This window comes from Corallococcus terminator (assembly GCF_049194865.1).
Lineage (GTDB): Bacteria > Myxococcota > Myxococcia > Myxococcales > Myxococcaceae > Myxococcus > Myxococcus terminator_A.
In genome coordinates this window covers 32,029-49,628 of sequence record NZ_JBLZWL010000123.1, presented here as the reverse complement: position 1 = coordinate 49,628, position 17,600 = coordinate 32,029, and the positions used below count along the sequence as shown (strand labels likewise).

General features: G+C 70.5%; 12 protein-coding genes. 5 read left to right on the top strand and 7 right to left on the bottom strand.

Features of this window, described 5'->3' with window-relative positions; genetic code table 11:
* Positions 1 to 19: 19 nt before the first annotated feature.
* Positions 20 to 2,272: a S41 family peptidase gene (locus ACN469_RS36315; protein ID WP_498775733.1), complete on the bottom strand. Its 2,253-nt coding sequence runs from the start codon at positions 2,270 to 2,272 to the stop codon at positions 20 to 22.
* 82 nt (positions 2,273 to 2,354) lie between these two features.
* Between ACN469_RS36315 and ACN469_RS36310 the strand changes: the two genes are divergently transcribed.
* Together ACN469_RS36310 and ACN469_RS36305 are read left to right on the top strand one after the other, a co-directional pair.
* Entirely contained in the window at positions 2,355 to 2,858 is a 504-nt protein-coding gene (locus ACN469_RS36310; protein WP_498775731.1) for a hypothetical protein, read from the top strand.
* 221 nt (positions 2,859 to 3,079) lie between these two features.
* Positions 3,080 to 3,757 carry a DNRLRE domain-containing protein gene (locus ACN469_RS36305; RefSeq protein ID WP_498775729.1) on the top strand — a complete coding sequence of 226 codons (678 nt, stop codon included), beginning with the start codon at positions 3,080 to 3,082 and terminating at the stop codon, positions 3,755 to 3,757.
* Positions 3,758 to 3,776: 19 nt separating this feature from the next.
* On the opposite strand, the gene ACN469_RS36300 is transcribed toward ACN469_RS36305, so the two are convergent.
* Positions 3,777 to 4,286, bottom strand: a complete 510-nt coding sequence (locus ACN469_RS36300) for a hypothetical protein (RefSeq protein ID WP_498775727.1) — start codon at positions 4,284 to 4,286, stop codon at positions 3,777 to 3,779.
* Positions 4,287 to 4,563: 277 nt separating this feature from the next.
* Between ACN469_RS36300 and ACN469_RS36295 the strand changes: the two genes are divergently transcribed.
* Positions 4,564 to 4,803, top strand: coding sequence for a hypothetical protein (locus ACN469_RS36295; RefSeq protein ID WP_498775725.1), 240 nt, complete (start codon positions 4,564 to 4,566; stop codon positions 4,801 to 4,803).
* A 31-nt stretch (positions 4,804 to 4,834) separates the two neighbouring features.
* Here the strand turns inward: ACN469_RS36295 and ACN469_RS36290 are convergent, their stop codons facing one another.
* Positions 4,835 to 8,050, bottom strand: coding sequence for a lantibiotic dehydratase (locus ACN469_RS36290; protein WP_498775723.1), 3,216 nt, complete (start codon positions 8,048 to 8,050; stop codon positions 4,835 to 4,837).
* 238 nt (positions 8,051 to 8,288) lie between these two features.
* Between ACN469_RS36290 and ACN469_RS36285 the strand changes: the two genes are divergently transcribed.
* Positions 8,289 to 8,471, top strand: coding sequence for a hypothetical protein (locus tag ACN469_RS36285; protein WP_498775721.1), 183 nt, complete (start codon positions 8,289 to 8,291; stop codon positions 8,469 to 8,471).
* Between the two features lie 232 nt (positions 8,472 to 8,703).
* A complete protein-coding gene (locus tag ACN469_RS36280; protein ID WP_498775719.1) occupies positions 8,704 to 9,618 on the top strand; it encodes an efflux RND transporter periplasmic adaptor subunit in 915 nt (304 codons plus the stop codon).
* A gap of 78 nt (positions 9,619 to 9,696) precedes the next feature.
* On the opposite strand, the gene ACN469_RS36275 is transcribed toward ACN469_RS36280, so the two are convergent.
* From ACN469_RS36275 to ACN469_RS36260, 4 genes are read right to left on the bottom strand one after another with little or no spacing between them, the layout of a single operon-like run.
* Positions 9,697 to 11,091, bottom strand: coding sequence for an MBL fold metallo-hydrolase (locus tag ACN469_RS36275; RefSeq protein ID WP_498775717.1), 1,395 nt, complete (start codon positions 11,089 to 11,091; stop codon positions 9,697 to 9,699).
* Positions 11,092 to 11,095: 4 nt separating this feature from the next.
* A complete protein-coding gene (locus tag ACN469_RS36270; protein WP_498775715.1) occupies positions 11,096 to 13,315 on the bottom strand; it encodes a peptidase domain-containing ABC transporter in 2,220 nt (739 codons plus the stop codon).
* Positions 13,308 to 14,264 (bottom strand): efflux RND transporter periplasmic adaptor subunit, encoded by a 957-nt coding sequence (locus ACN469_RS36265; RefSeq protein WP_498775713.1) that lies wholly within the window; start codon positions 14,262 to 14,264, stop codon positions 13,308 to 13,310. Before ACN469_RS36265 ends, ACN469_RS36270 begins: the two co-directional genes overlap by 8 nt.
* A complete protein-coding gene (locus ACN469_RS36260; protein ID WP_498775711.1) occupies positions 14,261 to 17,515 on the bottom strand; it encodes a lantibiotic dehydratase in 3,255 nt (1,084 codons plus the stop codon). The genes ACN469_RS36265 and ACN469_RS36260 overlap by 4 nt, the downstream gene beginning before the upstream one ends.
* Positions 17,516 to 17,600 lie beyond the last annotated feature (85 nt).

Below are 17,600 nucleotides of genomic sequence, written 5' to 3'. Positions count from 1 at the left end.
GAAGACGTCTGTCATTGATTCAGCGAGTCGAGGCCGCGGGTTTCTGGGCGGGCTCCTCGCGCAGGAGCTGGACGGCGCGCTCCAGCAGCTCATCGCGGCCCGCCTGGAGTCCCGCCACCGTTGGCCGCAGCTTCACGTCGGGCTCCAGCCCCTTGCGCTGCAGTTGCCGACCATCCCCGTGGCGCACCTGCTGGCCGGTGAAAAAGAAGGTGACGCCTCCGGGCAGCACCGCCTGGGTGACGTCGCCATTGGTGCCCGCGGTGGCGCTGCCCACGAAGACGGTGTCCGCGGCGGCCTTCAGCATCAGCCCGGTGTGCTCGGCCTGGCTGATGGTGCGTGAGTCAATCAACGTCACCGTGCGGCCGCGATACCTGGGGACGTCCGTCTCCGCCAGCGCATCGACGTGCTTCACCCAGCCGCTGTCCGGTCCTCCCACGTAGGGGCGCTCATACCAGGCATAGGGACGTGAGCCCTTCACGTCGAAGTAGGGCCCGAGCGCCCACATCGTGCCGCGTGGGTAGTCGCGTAGGTCGAACACGATGCCGCGCGTGTCCTTGAGCGCCTCGAACATCTGGGGCACCTGCTCGACCTCCAGCCTCCCCAGGTCCACGAAGCCGATGTTCCCCTCCAGCACCTGGTAGGACGCCGCCGTCGGAGGAGGCAGCTTCCACCGGGGCGTGCGGATGACCTTCGCCTCCTTCGGCCCCTGGGCACCGCGCACGGTGAGGACGGCGGTGGAACCCTCCGAGCCCCCGAGCGCGAGCAGCAGGGTCAGGTCCCTGTGGTAGCTGGCCAGCGAGGCCGCCACGTAGGGGGCGAACCGGCGCGCCCGTGCGTCGATGGGCTCACCGTCGACCTTCTCGATGATGTCGCCCGGCCTGAGCCCCGGCGCGGACGCCGCATCGTACACCTCCACCACCACCGCCTTGCCGTCCAGGTCCGTCACCCCGACAGGCGGGAGGACGCCGTAGAACCGATGGAGCTCCGGATGGCCTCGCACCCTCGTATGGGCGTCCTGGAGCCAGGTGGTCGCCTCGGCCAACGCGAGCACATACGCCGTCGAGTCCTTCGCCGCCTCCAGCTTCTCGAGCAGCACCGGCAATCGGGACTCCCAGGGCCGGTCCATCAACTCCGGGTAGGCGAAGAAGAAGCGCACCACCGTCCACAGCTTGGCCCCGGCCAATATCCGCAGCTCACGAGAGGGATTGAGTGAGTCCTGGTAGCTCGGCTCCGGGCGCCAGACCGGCGTGGGGCGAGGGAGCGCGGCCGAGGCCTTGGGCTTGGGAGGGCGGGAGGCCAGCAGGAGCGCCTGGCGCATGCCTTCATCCGGGCCCTCCATTCGAACCCGCGCGGGGCGGCTCACGTCCGCCTCCAAGGACAGCACCGGCTCGTCCATGCTCATCAGGGCGCGGTATCCCTCGCCCAGCGGAATGGAGTCCTGGTTGTTCATGGCGCCGTCATCGACCGGGCCTTCGGTCACCAGGAGCGCCTTGCCGCGAGCGCGCAGCGCCAGCACGGGCAGGTCGAGGACGGAGTCTCCGTCGACCAGGAAGATGAGCAGCGCGGGCTTCTTGCCCGGAGTGCCCGTGATGACCTCCGCTGCGGGCACCCTGAACTCGGAGCGGTAGAAGCTCTGCATGCCATCCTGTGGCCGCAGGCCAGCGTGGCGAGGCTCGCGCAGACCGGGGACACTCAGCTCGCCGTCGATGAAGTGGGGCAACAACCGCGGCACCACCCACGAGAGCCCGTAGCGCTGGAGGCCGCGCATGCGGAGGTCCAACACCACCGCGCGAGCCTTCGCCGCGTCCGCGTCCAGCGTCGCCTCCAGTTCCTGCATCGAGGCATACCCCTGCTCCCCCAGGAGGTTGCGCAGGTCGAGCACGAGGACGTCCTTCTCCCAGCTCTTGAGCGCGCGAAGCGTGGGGGCCTGGCCGGAGACGGGGGGTGGATTCAAACGCTCCACCCGCGTGGCCGGGTCTCCCAGGGTCGCGAGCATGCCCTGGACCGCGGCGGCATAGGACTCCGCGTCCCGCGCCGCCTCCACCTTGGGCAGCGCGGAGACGAAGGCGGCATCCCACTCGGTGGGCATGGAGAAGGCCCGAGGATGGCGGAACCGGACGTCACCCCACAGCTTCACCAGGCGCACCCGGCGCTCGGCGCGGAGGGCCTCCGGTGAGGCCGTGACGGGAGTCTGCGCCAGGGCATTTCCCGTGAAGCACAGGGCCCCCAGGCTCAGCACCGAGATCCATCGAAGCCAACCGCTCTTCATCATGCCGACCCCCATTGTCGTTGGAGCCAGCGAGAGTAGCCCAGGACCCAGGAGGCTCCGAAAGAGTTCAGGGTAGTCTGGGAAAATGCGACCCGCGCTCCTTGCCCTCCTCATGTTCGCCACGGCCTTTACGTCCTGTAGCGCCACTGCCGGGCGCTCCGACCCACCCACGCCGGAGGACTTCTTCCGCCGCCCGGACCGGGTGCAGATCTTCATCGCGGACATGATGGGGCAGGGGATTGAGTATGACGAAGCCGCTCCTCGCAACGGCTACTTCGTCTTTCCCAAGGAAGGCCCCGAGCTGAGCCGGAGAAAACGCCGGGCCCTGGCGGAAATCTGGGTCTCGCCCAAGGATTTCGTGCCCTATCCGCCGAGGAAGTGTGGCTTCAACCCAGACATCGCCTTCCGCTTCTGGATTGGGACGAAGTGGGTGGACGTGGTGGCCTGCTTCAGTTGCCGGCAGCTCATGTTCCTGGACGACAAGAACAATCCCATCCCCGATGCCGGCTTCCTGGACGGCTTTCCGGTAATGCAAGACATCGCGAAGCAGGCGTTCCCCGAGGGAGGGTTCAACCCGGGCTGGCTGTAACGGGCCTGTTCGGGCGGCGCTGCGGGCTTCGCTCGAGCCCGCACGGGCAGCTCATCGACAAAGACTTGCGGGGAAAGACATCTGTCATTTCAGGGACACAGCCATGGTCCTTGTCGACAGTATTGCCGGTGAGTTGACACGTCGATGATGGCTTCGACGTTCCGGCCATCCAAAACCATACGGCACTCAGGACTTCCCGGACGTCACCCGAGAGGAAGACCATGCGTTCTCACCGAGACGTTCTCACCGACACTTCCCCCGCTGCCTGGCTGCTCCTGCTGTCCCTTCCACTCCTGTCGGCCTGCGGAACAGGGCCCGCTGACACGAGCACCGAGGAGCACGCCTCGAATCAATCCCTGTCCACCATCACCTGCGTGACGTTCCGACGCGGCGTCAACGGGACGGTGGCTGACACCACGATTGCCTCGCTGGCTCCGAATACGAACTTCGGGTCCCTGCAGTTGAACGTGGACAACCTGAATCCCCTCCTCCCCCTCTCCCGGCAAGAGGCGCTCCTGAAGTTCGACCTCAGCTCGCTTCCGGCCAACATCACCGTCGACTCCGCCACGCTCAAGCTGTTCGCCGTGGCGCAACTCAACGCCGTCACGGTGCATGCAGCCACTGCCGCCTGGGACGAATTCATTGTGACCTTCAACAGCTTCAATCAGCAGTTCAACCCCACGGTGCGAGCCACCATCCCGCCTGCCGCCCTGTCGACGCGGAACGTGAATGTCACGGGACTGGTCAACGACTGGGTCACCGGAAGCCTCGTGAACAACGGCTTCCTCCTCGACACCGCCGCGACGGCTGTCTCCGCGCTCTCCATCTTCTACAGCAGTGAGAGCACGACCGTCGCCAATCGGCCGGGCCTGGAGGTCTGCTACTCGTCGTCGCCCTGAGCCAGGCCGTCGGCCGCCGTCAGCTGCTCCGTCCAGAGCACCTGACGCGCGGCCGGGAGCTCCACGCGCTCGAAGGGTTTGTCCTCCTGTGAGAGCGTGAGCACCCAGCCGTCCCACCCGGTGGGGTCCAATGACCACTGGGTGGGCCCCACGTCCGGCACCAGGGCCGTCCGGTGAAGAGGCTCTTCACCACCTTCCAGACCAGTTCCCCCAGGTCCACCAGTCCCGTCAGCAGGTCCGACACCGACTCGAGCGCGCCGTGCGGCAGTCCCGCGATGAAGGCGGCGCCACCGACGACGAACTCCACCGCGGCCTTCACCGCTGACTTCACGTCCCGCCACAGCTCATGGCTGATGGAGCCCGAGCTGACCTTGCCCCGGAGGCTCTGCGCGAACCGCAGGCTGGGAATCCAGATGAGGTAGCCCTCGCGCGTCTGGGCATCAGCCCAGTCGTTGCCGCCGCCAGGCTTGTAGATACCGCGCAGCCCCTCGCCCTGGTTGGAGAAGTCGAACCCGAGGCGGGCTTCCATGGGCGCGCGCACGCTTCGCGGGACAGTCTGGCCTGGTCCCAGCCCTGGAGGCGCCGAGGTGGCCGCCGCGATGGACGAGGGGCCCGTCCTCGCATGCGCACCCGAGCCGAGCGTCGCGGCGGTCCGGTCAGCGGCCGACTCCAGGGCATGCGCTCCCGCACCACCCGAGCGGAGTACGTGTGGGGAACGACAGGATAACGCGGGGGCGAGTGGAGCGTCATCTCAGGGCTGGGAAGGTCACTCCTTCCCGTACACTCTGAAGGACGGCCCTGGAATCATGTCCGTCGACGTCGTCACTCGACTGCGCTCTGTTCCGAGGAGTCATGAAAAGACGTTGAAAATCATCTTCATCCTGCTGTCCGTCGTGCTCGTCCTCGGGGCCATTACCGTCACCTTCTTCGACGACCACATCCGCAAGCACTTCGGGGGTGGTGCCCCGCCACTCCCCACAGACTATGGGGAACCGCCCCACCCGAAGCGCAGGCCCGGCGTCGGTGAGAGCTTCCGGCCTGAGTGAAGCGAGTCGACGACTGCCCCTCGCGTCGACCTCATGCGCCGCTCTTGAGGGTCCTCGCCAGCCGCGAGCGATAGAGCCGCTCCAGGAAGTCATGGAGGATGAGCTCCTGCGCGCGCTGGTCGCTCGCCAGCAGCCGGTTGGCGTGCATGTGCAGGAAGCTCTCGGCCAGTCCGGCCACGGGGAGCGTGAGCCGGCCCTCCCGTTCGGCCTCTTGGAGCTGCTCCGCGATGGGCCGCAGCCGGGCTCCGCGCCGCGCCAGGATGGCGAGCCCCGCCTTCCAGGGGCCCTCGTCGGCTGGAGCTGCGTCGAGCATCCGCTCCAACTCCCGCCGCTCCTCGCGGAAGCGCTGCCCCAACTGGGACTCGAAGCGCGCGTTGACATGGAACTCGGCGCCGAAGCTCTTGCGGCAGCGACTCGCCACAGCCAGCTTCTGCTCCAACGACAGGCCAAGCGCGTCCAGCAGCGTGTCCATGCCCAGCAACGCCAGTCTCCAGCGCAGACTGGCACCCTCGTCTCCAGGGTGTGCCTCCAGCAAAGACAGCACGGCCTCGCTGTCCACCGCGAAGAGCTGTTCGGACAGAGCGATTCCAGCGGGGCCACCGTAGCGCTCCACCTCGCGCTCGTAGGTGTCGAGCTGGAGCTTCCACCCCTCACCCGAGGCCAGCGCGCTCGCGCACGCCGTCTGCAACATGGGCAGCGCCTCCGCATACAGCCGCTCCGGAGCGCCATGCAGCCGCAAGCGCAGGTGCCAGTCCGGGTCGCCGTAGCGCAGGAAGAACCCGTGCGAGACCGCGCCCGTCTCGGTGAGCCGCCGGAGGACCGGAGCGAGGGTGAGCGTGAGCAGTCGGTCCGCGGTGGCGGTGCCGGTGTAGAGCTTCGCGTAGAGCCACTCGGAGCCGGGTGGAAAGGTGCGCGGCACGGACGCGGTGGGGACGGCGGGCGCATGAGGCGTCCTCGCCAGGGGCTCGCGTCGACGGAACGGGAGCACCACCTCGTGCATGTAGTGCCCGTCCGGCCCCGTGACGCAGAGCCCGTCGGGCGTGGGATACAGCTCCTCCAGCGTCACGCCCGCGGGACGATTGCGCGCGAGCTGGACGAACGTGTCCACGCTCAACACGTTGTCCAGGTCGATGGGGAGCTGGTTGTCGCCATCCTGGAGACAGACCCAGCGAGGCAGCCGGGCCTGCTTCCGGAAGTGCTGGAGCGCCAGGTAGCGCGCGGAACCCCGCGCCGCGCCCCACGTCTTGAGTACGTCCGACTCCACTCGCCAGCGCGCCAGCGCCAGCACCACGCGGCCATACGTCACCCGAGGGAGGAACGTCGCCTGCGCCAGCGGCCCCCAGGAGAAGGACAGGCCCTGGACTCCCTGCTGCTGAAGCTGCCCCAGGAAGCGATACGCGCCGAGCCCAAGGGAGAAGTAGTTGTGGGCATGGGTCATCCGGGGAATGACCTCGCGCCCCAGCTTGCGCGAGCGGAGCACCAGTCGGCCCTGCTCGACGGAGAGCCACAGGTCCGACAGCTCGAGCCGATGCTCCGGAGTCACACCGGACTGTCCCAGGAAGACGATGTCGTGCTCGCGCAGCGCGGGGCGACAGATGACGTTGCCCATGCGCCCCTGTGGCAGGTGGACCACCTCCGCGAAGATGGCCTCGGGTCTCAGGGCCTCCTCGGCGCGCAGGTAGTCGCGCGTCGCCGCTTCCAACGCCGGGTCCGCGTGGCAGAACCGTCCCACCATCACCGCGCCGGAGGGACCCGAGAGGCTCTCCAGGACGATTCGGAAGGTACCGTTGTCCACCTGCTCGGTGCTGGCACCCACCACCGTCGCCACGATGGAGAAGGCCTCCGGCAGCGGCGGCGTGTCCTTGGACTCCAGCGCGCGGAGGTCATCTTTCGTGAGGGCCAGCTCTTGAGACTTCTCACGCCAGCAGGACTCCAGCCGGGTCAACAGATGGCGCCAGTGCGCCCCGCCAGGGAAACGCCAGTCGCCATCATGGAGCAGCGGGAAGGCGAAGCCCTGGAGCAGCGGGCCGGTGCCACCGCCCGTGCCGCCGTCCGCCGTGAAGCCGATGCCGGTCTCCTCGTCGAGCGCCTCCAGCAACGGCACGGCGCGCGTCTCGTACCGCGCCACGAAGCGTTGCTGGAAACGCGCGAGCGGTGAGGTCACGCCGCTGTCCACCGAGATGCGGTGGAGCACCTCGACGGCTTCCTGGCACGCCTCCACCACACGAGCAGAGAGCGTGGCCCCCTCGGCGGGGCGGAGCATGTCCACCTGGAAGAGGCGCGGCAGCTCCGCGGGCACCGGCAAGCCCTCGAGCATCCGCGCCACCTCCCGATAGGACTCGACAGGGACACCAGGAGGCGCGGCGTCGATACGACCCAGCGCCTCGTGTGCGCTGGCCAGCTTCGCGCGCGTGGGCTCCAGCGCGGACAGTCCTTCGGACGACGCCAGCAGCGCGGGAATGGGCTCGGGGCCGGTGAGCGGCGGAGCCCAGGTGGGCACGAGGACCTGGGACTCGATGAGCTCCACGATGAAGGCTCGCGCGTCTTCCAATCCGACGTCGGCGTCATCCACGGTGAGCGCTTCCGCCAGCGCATCCAATGACGCGCCACTTCGGGCCCGCGCCAGCGTGGCGTCCAGATACGGCGAGGGCTCCACGGCCACCAGGTGGTAGGTGCGCTCGCGTCCGGTGTGCCGCATCTCCGTGTAACGCAGCCGCCCCGCGGCGAGATACAGGCTGGAGTTGGGCACGTACGAGAGCTGGCCGCGAACCCCGGGCTCCTGCTGCACCTTCTCCACGAGCGCGCAGACGTAGTCCATGTCCAGGCGGGTGTGGCGGCGCAACTCCTCACGCGGCGCGAGGCGCAGCCGTGTCACGGCTCCCGGCCGTCCCATGGAGAGCCCCGCGAACAGCCCGAAGGGCGTGCTGCGTCCCGCCATCCGCGCGAAGTACCGCACGAGGGTCCGCTCGACCTTCCGACCCTGCTCGGAGTCGGCGTCCTCCAGCCAGTAGTGCAGGCTCTCCACCAGCGCCGGGGACGCGATGAAGAGCGACTCCTGGATGAGCGGCGCTTCCACCCACTGGCGCAGCCGCGCGCGCAGTCGCGACGTGTCTCGCTGGAGCGCCGCCTCCAGCTCGCGCGGCACGGCCTCCGGGCCCTCCAGTCCCTCGCTCCACGACGTGAGGGCGTCGAAGGGCAGCAACGGGGTGCGAAGCACGAAGAAGTCCGCGGCGACGAAGGGAGACATGCGCTCGGGGCGAGTCCGCCCCACCAGGTTCTCACGCGCTTCAGTCGAGGGAGGAGGTCGGGGAGGCATGTCGCGGACCGCTGTGGTTTCGGAGAGGGAACCCTCGGGCTCCGTAATACAGCAATGGTGCAGTTATTTCTTGAGGCTGTTGTTTTGCGTGACCTAGGCTCGGATGTTCCGTGCGACCCGTGGGGCGTGCGGTGTGCGAACACTCATCTCGGACCAGGAGCGCCCAGCCATGAGCACCCGACCCTCGAAGAAGCCCACCTTGAAGAAGGAGACCCTGCGCACGCTCGAATCCGCCGAGCTGCCGCAGCTGGAGGGTGTGATGGGCGGCGTGTCGCTCGCCATCGATGGCATCGACAACGCCCCCACGAAGACGGTGCAGCCCACCGTGGGGCCGCGCACCCGGACCCTGTGAAATCACTGACGGACGCGGTGAGCTGGGATTGAGACACCCGCGCGCAAGTCATTGAACGAACGGCGAGCCGCGAAGCCGTCCCGGTCGGCAGCCCTCGGGCTGTCCACCGAGGCCCCGCGCGCGGCCTGACGCCAGGGAGTGCGCCTCGACTCGTCGCTCGCCAGCCTGTCCTCCGGGCACCTGCCGCCCACGTGTCGAGGCCCACCTCCTGAGCTACACTGCGGTGAACGGCATGGGCTCCAGGCAAGCAGTGATGTACCGGCGGAGATGGGCGTGGTCGGGAGCCCTCACGGGGCTGATGCTGGCGACAGCGGGGCGCGCACTGGCGCAGGCACCCGCGCCGGCTCCCACGGAACAGGTGCTGTCGGCGCCAAGGCCGCTGCTAGGCGTGGTGGTGGCCAGTCAGGTGCTGGACCTGGTGGCCGAGGTGGAGGGCCGGCTGAGCGAGGTGAAGGCTCACGTGGGCCAGCGGGTGGTGGCGGGCGAGCTGGTCGCCTCGGTGGACTCCGAGCCCATGCGGCTGGAGCTGGCCGCGCGTCAGTGTACCGCGCGAGCGTCCGAGGCCATCGCGCAGCGTGCCGTCGTTGTCCTAGCCCAGGCCCGACAGCGCCTGGAGCGCGAGCAGCGCATCCGTGACTTCACCGCCGCCCAAGCGGAGGAGACCGCACGCAACGACGTGGCCATGGCGGAAGCGGACCTCCTCCTGGCGGAGGCGCAGCTGGGCACGTCGAGGGCCCGAATGGCGCAGGCCGAGCGGGACGTGGGCCTGGCGCGGTTGAAGGCGCCGTTCACCGGCTTCGTCACCGAGCAGTACCTGACGCCCGGCATGCGCGTCACCCGGGACACGCCGGTGCTGCGGGTGGTGAGTGAACAACTGCGGCTGCGCTTCGCCGTGCCGGAGCGGCTTGCCCCCGGGCTGCGTCCCGGAGACACCGTGCGGGTGCTGTTGAGCACGGTGGGCGTGGAGCTGACGGCCACGGTGGACCGGCTGTCGCCCGAGGTGGATCCCGCCTCGCGCCACCAGAAGGCGGAGGCCCTGCTCCAGGTCCCCGACGCGCTGCGAGGCCGGCTGGCCAGCGGGCTGGTCGCGGAGGTGTACCTCCAGCCCGGCTCCCGCCCACAAGGCCGCGCCACCACCGTGCCCTGAGCGCGCCGCGCTCGAAGCGCGCCACGTCTCCCGGGTTCCCGTGCCAATGCCGAGCGCGGTGCCCTGTGCGCACTCCCTTCAGCGTGTGACGTCCAGCCGCAGCTCGCCGCGCTCGAAGCGCGCCACGTCTCCCGGGCTCCAGTCCAGCACCCGGGTGCCTGCGCCGAGCGCCGCCAGGTGTTCACGCACCGCCGCGCCACAGGCCGCCTCGGACGGCTCTCCCAGTCCCCAGCCCACGTCGCGGATGGCGCGTCCCACGCCCTCGAAGCCGTTGGCATACGGCAGGAACCAGCGCGCCCCCGCGGCGGCGCACACCGAGGCCACGCCAGCGGGACCCGCGGTGGCGCTGCGCAGCCGCCCGGCCTGGAGGTCCGCATACAGCGCGCGCAACCGCGCCCACGGCAGCGCGGCCCAGTAGTGGCTCAGCCCGCCGAAGAAGGGTGAGAGGAACTCGCGCTGACACGACAGCACCACGTCCACCGGTCCCAGCGCCTGGCGCGAGCGCTCCACCACCGCCTCCATGCGTCCGTCAGGGTCCGTCCCGCTGTCCACCAGCAGCAGGCAACTGAAGTCCTCGGTCGTGAAGCGGTAGCAGTTGCCCCAGCTGCGCAGTCCCTCGCCGAGCGGCGGCCCCTCCGGCGCGGGTTGTTCCCCGTAGAAGGGCAGCACGTCCACGCGAATGTCGCCCACGTACACCGTCTCGCCCCACGCGGGCGCGAGCGCGCGCTGGCCGCACGAGGCCAGCACCCGGGAGAAGTCCTGCATCGTCAGCAGGCTGGTGCGAGGCACCCGTGGCACCAGCACCGGCACCGTCGCGTCGGTCAGGTGTGACAGCAGGGACGGCACGTGCCAGTGGTCCACGTGGCCATGGGTGATGGCCACCGCGCCCAGCATCCCCGGAGCCAGGTTGCCCGGCGCCTGACCGATGAGGTTCATCCGCCGCTGGAGCGGAATCGGATCCACCAACACCGACGTCGTCCGCGAGCGGATGACCACGCTGGCGTGCTCGCGCCGGTAGATGCCCGGCACGGAGGGCTCCCGCCAGGGCGTGGGGTGCGGCTCGGCGGCGAAGAGCGTATCGCGCCAGCCCGCCTCGTCGAAGGGCCACGCCTCGCGCACCTCGTCCAGCGTGGAGGCGAGGGCCGTGGCGCGCAGGAAGTCCGCCACCACCGCCACCTCCTCCACCGCCAGTCGCGTACTCCAGCGCTCCTCGCCCCGCTGGAGCACCCACCACCACGCGTCCTGCGCGGGGAAGAGCACCGGCGCCTCGACCAGGAAGCCGCCGTCGTCCACGCCCTCGGGGCGCAAGAGCCGAGGGCCCAGCCGCGCCTGAACCTCCTCCAGCAGGCGCCTCGAGCCCTCGGGCGCGAAGCCCTCGCGCAAGAGCCCGTGCAGCAGCTCCGTGAAGGGCACGTCGCCCGTGCCTTCAGGCAGGGGCGTGAGGTCCATGATGACGTCCGGTGCGAAGCGCATCGCCCTACCCCGCCGCCTTCCGCGGACCGTCCTGCGCGGACACCAAATCGAAGTAGTCCCCGCCCTTCTCCATCAGCGCCGCGTGCGTGCCCTGCTCCACCAGCTGGCCGCTCTTCATCACCAGGATGAGGTCCGCCTCGCGCACCGTGCTCAGCCGGTGGGCGATGACCACCCGCGTGCAGCGAAGCTCCGACAAGGCGTCCTGCACCGCCCGCTCCGTGCGGGCATCCAGCGCGTTGGTGGCCTCGTCCAGCAGGAGGACGGCGGGGTTGGAGGCCAGGGCGCGCGCCAGCGCCAGTCGCTGCCGCTGACCGCCGGACAGCGAGGAGCCCATCTCGCTCAGCACCGTCTCGTAGCCCATGGGCATGGCGACGATGTCGTCATGCACCTGGGCACGCCGCGCCGCGTCCTGCACGGCCTCCAGCGGCAGCAGCGGGTCCGAATAGGCGATGTTGCGGCGCACGTCGCCCTTGAACAACGAGGGGCTCTGCAGCACCGCGCCCATCTGCCGCCGCAGCTCCTTGAGCTCCAAGTCCTGAAGCGGCACCCCGTCGTAGCGGATGGTGCCGGAGCTGGGCAGGTACAGCCCCAGCAGCAGGTGCGCCAGGCTGGACTTGCCCGCGCCGGACGCGCCGACGATGGCCACGAACTGGCCCGGTTCGATGGTGACCGACACGTCCCGCACCACCAGCGGCGAGTGGGGGCCGTAACGGAACGACACGCCCTCCACCTGGATGCGCCCCTCCAGCCTGTGGCTGCGGCGCAGGGCTCCCGGCGGCTGTTCGGCGGTCGCCTCCAGCACGTCGTCCACGCGCGCCAGGTAGCTGCCCACCAGCTGGAGCTGGAAGGCCGTCGTCACCAGGTTGGAGACAGGCAGCAGGAAGCCGGCCGCCAAGGCGTTGAGGGCCAGCATCTGCCCCAAGGTCAGCTGCCCCTCCATGACGAGCAGCGCCCCCAGCCCCATCACCACCAGGGGCGAGGCCATCCGCAGCGTCGCGGTGAGCGAGTCGGTGAGCGCCGACACCCGGCCCCGCTCCAGCGACACGTTGAGCACGTCCACGTAGAGGTTGGACCAGTTCTGCACCGCGCGGTCCTCCAGCCCCATCGCCTTCAGCGTCTGGACACCCGTGAAGAGCTCCACCTCGTAGTTCTGCGCCGAGGCGTTCACCTCCAGGTTCCGCGCCATCAGCTCGCGTTGACGCCGGCTGGAGAAGAGGAACACCGCGCCCTGCAACAGGGCCAGCACCGTCACCAGCGCGCCCATCTTCGCGCTGCCGGCGAACAGCAGCCCCAGGTAGAGCAGGACCAGGCTGCCATCCAGGAGCCCGGACAACGTGCCCGCCGTCAGCAGCTCGCGCACCGTGGCGTTGCTGTTCAGGCGGTTCATCAGGTCGCCCGCCGAGCGCAGCTGGAAGAAGGAGAACGGCAGGTGCACCAGGTGGTCCAGGAAGCCCAGCGTCAGCCGCGCGTCCAGGTGCGTGCGCAGCTGCAGCAAGAGGTGCGCGCGCACCAGCGATGACAGGAACTGGAAGCCCACCAGCGCCGCCATCCCCGCGCCCAGCGTGGCCAGGAGCGGCACGTCGCCGCTGGGCACCACCCGGTCCACGACCGCGCCGGTCAGGGACGGCAGCGCCAGGGCGAACAACTGGAGCAACAGCGACATCACCGCCACGCGCAGCAGCACGGGCCGCTCCTCCAACAACAGGCGCAGGTAGCGGTTGGGGCCCCGGCGGGGAGCCGCCGTCTCGAACGTCTCCGAGGGCTCGAAGAGCAGCGCCACCCCGGTGAAGGACTTGCGGAACTGCTCCAGCGGGACGAGGCGCCGGCCGAAGGCGGGGTCCACCACCTCCACGCCCGTGCGCGACAGGCGCTCGAAGACGACGAAGTGCCGGAACTCCCAGTGCAGCACCGCGCCCGGCTCCAGCAAATGGAGCTGGTCCATGTCCACCTGCGCCGCGCGGCCCACCAGGTCGAAGCGGCGGCCCGCCTCCAGGATGGCGCGGGCGGAGATGCCGCGAATGGTGAGGCCCGCGGCGGCGTGCACCTCGTCCAGCTTCACGTGGCGGCCCCAGTAGCCCAGCACCATGGCCAGGCACGCGGCGCCACAGTCGGTGGCCGCCATCTGCGCGACGACGGGGATGCGGCGGCGGCCGAAGCGGGCCCCCAGTCGCTGCAAGGCGGGGAAGCGCTCGGACCACGAAGGCGGAGGGGTGGGCTCAGTCACGGCGCTTCCCGAGCAGCTCCAGCACCGGCAGCAGCGTCAACCAGCCATTGCGCGCGCGCACCTTCACCCAGGCCTCGCCCGCCATTCCGGGGTGGTACGCGTACGTCTCTCCATCCGACACGAAGGTCTCCCGGGGCAGGCGCGCCTCCACCAGCACCACCGGGCCGTCGTCCACGGTGACGGCGTCTCCCAGGCCGGGGCCCAGGTAGCGGCGCACCTCCGCGGGGCCCACCAGCTCGTCGCTGATGGAGGCCACCTGGAGCGACTGCCACGCATAGGGGAAGCCCGTCAGCTCCAGGCGCAGGGGCTGCCCCGGACGCAACATGGGGCGGTACTGGCCGGGCAGCAGGGCCACGGCCCACGCCTCGGCGCCTTCGCGCACCAGCGACACGACGATTTCGCCGGGCGCCAGGAACTGCTGCTCCCGCACGCGCACCTCGCCCACCTGTCCGTCCCGAGGCGCCTTCAACACGCGCTCACCCATCCGGGCCTCGCTCAGCTCCAGCTCGGCCCGCAGTCCGGCCATGGCCTGCCTCGTGCCCGTGTTGAGCGGCTCCAGCAGCCACGTGGCCAGCTGCGAGCGGAACTCCTCTTCCACCCGCTCCCGGTCCGCCGTCTCGTCGCCCGCGTACAGCTCCACCAGGGGCTGGCCCGCGCGCACGTGCTCACCCCGGCGCACCAGCACGCGGCTGACGCGGCCTCCGGCGGTGGCGGTGACCTCCTCCATGCCCTTGATGCGCACCAGCACCGGGCCGCGCGCGTAGTCGTTGATGTCCACCAGCGCCAGGCCCACGCCGCCCACCACGACGAGCGACACCACCAGCCACCAGACCGCGTTCGTCCAGCCCGGCATGATGCGCAGGAGCGAGCCCCGGGCTTCCGGACGGGCATGGTGCTCCAGCGCCTCCTGACGGAACAGCTTCTGCGAGGGCGGTTGCGCGTCGCTCATGTCTTCATCGTCCGGGCCCGGCGTGAACGATACAGGCGAGCCAGGAAGTCATAAAGGATGAGCTCCTGGGCGCGCTGGTCGGCGGGCAACAGCCGGTTGACGTGCATGTGCAGGAGGCTGTCCGCCAGCACCGCCACTGGCGCGGTGAGCCGGCCTTCGGCTTGCGCCTGTCGCAGTCGCTCGACGACGGGCCGCAGCTGCTCGCTCCGGCGCCGCAGGGCGAAGAGGCCCGGCTGCCAGGGGCCCTGCGCCTCGGGCGTCGCCTGGAGCAGCGCCTCCAGCGCGCGGCCCTCCTTGCGGAACCGGGCGCCCAGCTGGTCCTCGAAGGGCCGCTTCACCTTGAACTCCGCGGCGAAATCGCGCCGCAGCCGCTCCATCACCTCCAGCTTCACGTCCAGCCCCAGGCCCAGGTCCTCGAGCAGCGCGTCCAGGCCCTTCACCGCCAGACGCCACCGGACGTCCGCGCCGGCGTCTCCCGGGTAGGCCCCGAGCAGGGAGAGGACCGCCTCGCTGTCCGCCTGGAAGACGGCCTCGCAGGCCTCCATGCCAGCGGGGCCGCCGTAGCGCTCCACCTCGCGCTCGTACGTGTCGAGTTGCAGCCGCCACGCCTCGCCCGAGGCCAGGGCGCTCGCGCACGCGTCGCGCAGGAGCGGCCACACCTCCGTGTCCAAGCGCCTCGGACTTCCGTGGAAGCGCAGCCGGAGGTGCGGCTCGGGGTCGTGGTAGCGGAGGAAGAACCAGCGGTCCACCTCGCCGCTCGCCACCGCCGCGCGCACGGCCTCGCCCAGCGTGGTGCGCAGCAGCCGGTCCAGCGTGCCGGTGCCGCCATACAGCTTCACGTACAGCCACTCCGAGCCAGGCGGGAAGCCGCGCGCCATGGCCGGCTCGGAGGCTCGGGTCCTCGTGGGCGCGTCCGTACTCGTCGCGGGTCCCCGAGCCTCCGGCGCCTGGCGGAGGAACGGGATGACCACCTCGTGCGTGTAGCGCCCCGCCTCACCCTCGATGCACACGTCCTCGGGGCCGGGCAGCAGCTCCTCCAGCGTCGCGTGCGGGCGCGCCTTCACCACCTGCACCAGGGACTCGACGCTCAGCACATTGTCCAGGTCCACCGGGAGCTGGTTGTCCGAGTCGCTCAGGCACACCCATCTCGGCAGGCGCGCCTCCTCGCGAAAGCGCCGCACCGCCTCGAAGCGGGCCGCGCCGCGGGCAGCGCCCCACGCCTTCAACGTGTCGCCGCGCACCCGCCACCTGGCGGCGGACAGCACCAGTCGCCCGTGCACCACGCGCGGCAGGAAGGGCGCATCCGCCAGCGGTCCCCAGTGGAACTGCAAGCCCTCCACGCCCTGCGACTGGAGCGCGCCCAGGAAGCGGTAGGCCCCCAGGCCGCGAGCGTCGAAGTTGTGCGCGTTCGTCAGCCGCGGCACCACCTCGCGCCCCGCCCGGCCCGAGCGCAGCACGATGCGGCCCTCCTCCACGGACACCCACAGGTCCGTCACCTTGACCTGGGACGCCTCTGGCAATCCCGAGCGGCCCAGGAAGACCAGGTCGTGCTCGCGCAGCGCGGGCCGGCAGAGGATGTTGCCCACGCGGCCTTCGGGCAGGTGCACCACCTCCGCGAAGAGGCAGTCTGGACGCAGCGCCTCCTCTGCTCGCAGGTAGCGCAGCACCGCCGCCTCCAGCGCCGCGTCCCCATGGCAGAAGCGCCCCAGGTACAGCGCCCCGGAAGGGCCATGCACGTTCTCCAGCAGGAAGCGGAAGCGGCCCGCATCCACCGCCTCCCGGGAGTCCGCCAGCACCGTGCCCACCACGCCAAAGGCCTCCGGCAGCCGCGCCGGGCGGGGCGCTTCCAGCGCTTGGAGGTCCGCCTCGTCCAGCGACAGCTCCAGCGCGCCCGCGCGGCGCACGGACTCCAGCCGGTGGAGCAGGTGGGTCCACCGCGCTTCCCACCGGGCGCCGTCCTGCCCTCCCTTCACCGGGAAGTGGAAGCCGGCCAGCAACGGCCCGGTGCCCGCGCCGGGTGCCCTCGACGTCATGAAGCCGACGCCGCTCTCCTCATCCAGCGCCTCCAGCAGCGGCACCGGGCGCCCCTCGTACCGCTCCATCAGTCGCTGGCGGAAGCGGGCCAGGGGCGGCGCGTCTCCCGCCGAGGGGGAGATGCGCTGGAGCAGCGTCACTCCGCGCGCCACCTCGTCCAGCACCTGGCGAGGTAGCCGCACCTCGTGCGCGGGGCGGAACATGTCCACCTGGAACAGGCGCGACAGCTCCACCGGCACCGGCAGCGCCTCCAGCGTCCGCGCCAGCTCGCGGTAGGCACCGGTCGGCAGGCCCACCGGCCGCGCGTCCAGGTCCGCCAGCGTGGCGGCCACCTCGGCCAGCCGCTCGCTCACGGCCGCCAGCGCGGGGGTGGCTCGGGCCGCCTCCAGCAACGACGCCAGCGGCTCGGGTCCGGTGACGACGGGCGCCCAGGTGCTCACCAGCAGCTGGGTCTCCACCAGGCTTCGCGAGTACTCGAGCGCCTCCTCTTCGGACACTCCCTCGGACTCCACCAGCGCGGCGGCCAGCGCGGCCAGCGTGGCGCCGCCACGGGCCAGCTCCAGGGTGCGCTCCAGGTGGGCTTCCGGCTCCACCGCCACCAGGTGGTACGAGCGCTCCCGGCCGCGCAGCCGCGACTCCAGGTAGCGAAGCTGACCGCCGGCCCGATACAAGCTGGAGTTGGGCACGTAGTGGAGCGCGGGCAGCACCTCCGGCGTCTGGCTGACGTGCGCCACCAGCGCGCCCACGTAGTCCATGTCCAGCCGGGTGTGTCGCCGCACGCCGGAGCGCCCCTGGATGCGCAGCGCCGCCGTCTCCCCCATGCCGCCCACCGCATGGCCCGCGAACAGGCCAAAGGGCGTGGCCCGCCCGGCCATGCGCGACAGGTAGCGCACCAGCGTGTGCTCCACCTTCTGCCCTGACTCGGACTCCGGCGCCTCCAGCCATGTCGGGAGGCTGTCTGTCAATGAGGGCGAGGCGATGAACAATGCCTCGCGGACCAGCGGGTCCTCCACGTGCTCGCGCAGCCGTTGACGCAGCAGCACGCGGTCCTCCGCCAACGCCGCCTCGCGCTCCTCCGGACGGGCTCCCGGCGCCCGCAGGCCTCGCGCCCACTCCACCAGCACGTCCAGCGGCAGCAGCGGGGTGCGGATGGCGAGGAAGCCGTCATGACGGAAGGGGGCCTTCCGCACGGAGGGGGGGCGGGCGTCGTCGGGCAAGAATGTCTCAAGGTGACGGACTGAGTCGCGAGTCTCGGGATAGTGGATGCGCTCACCCGCCGTCAATCCATCCACTCCAAGATGA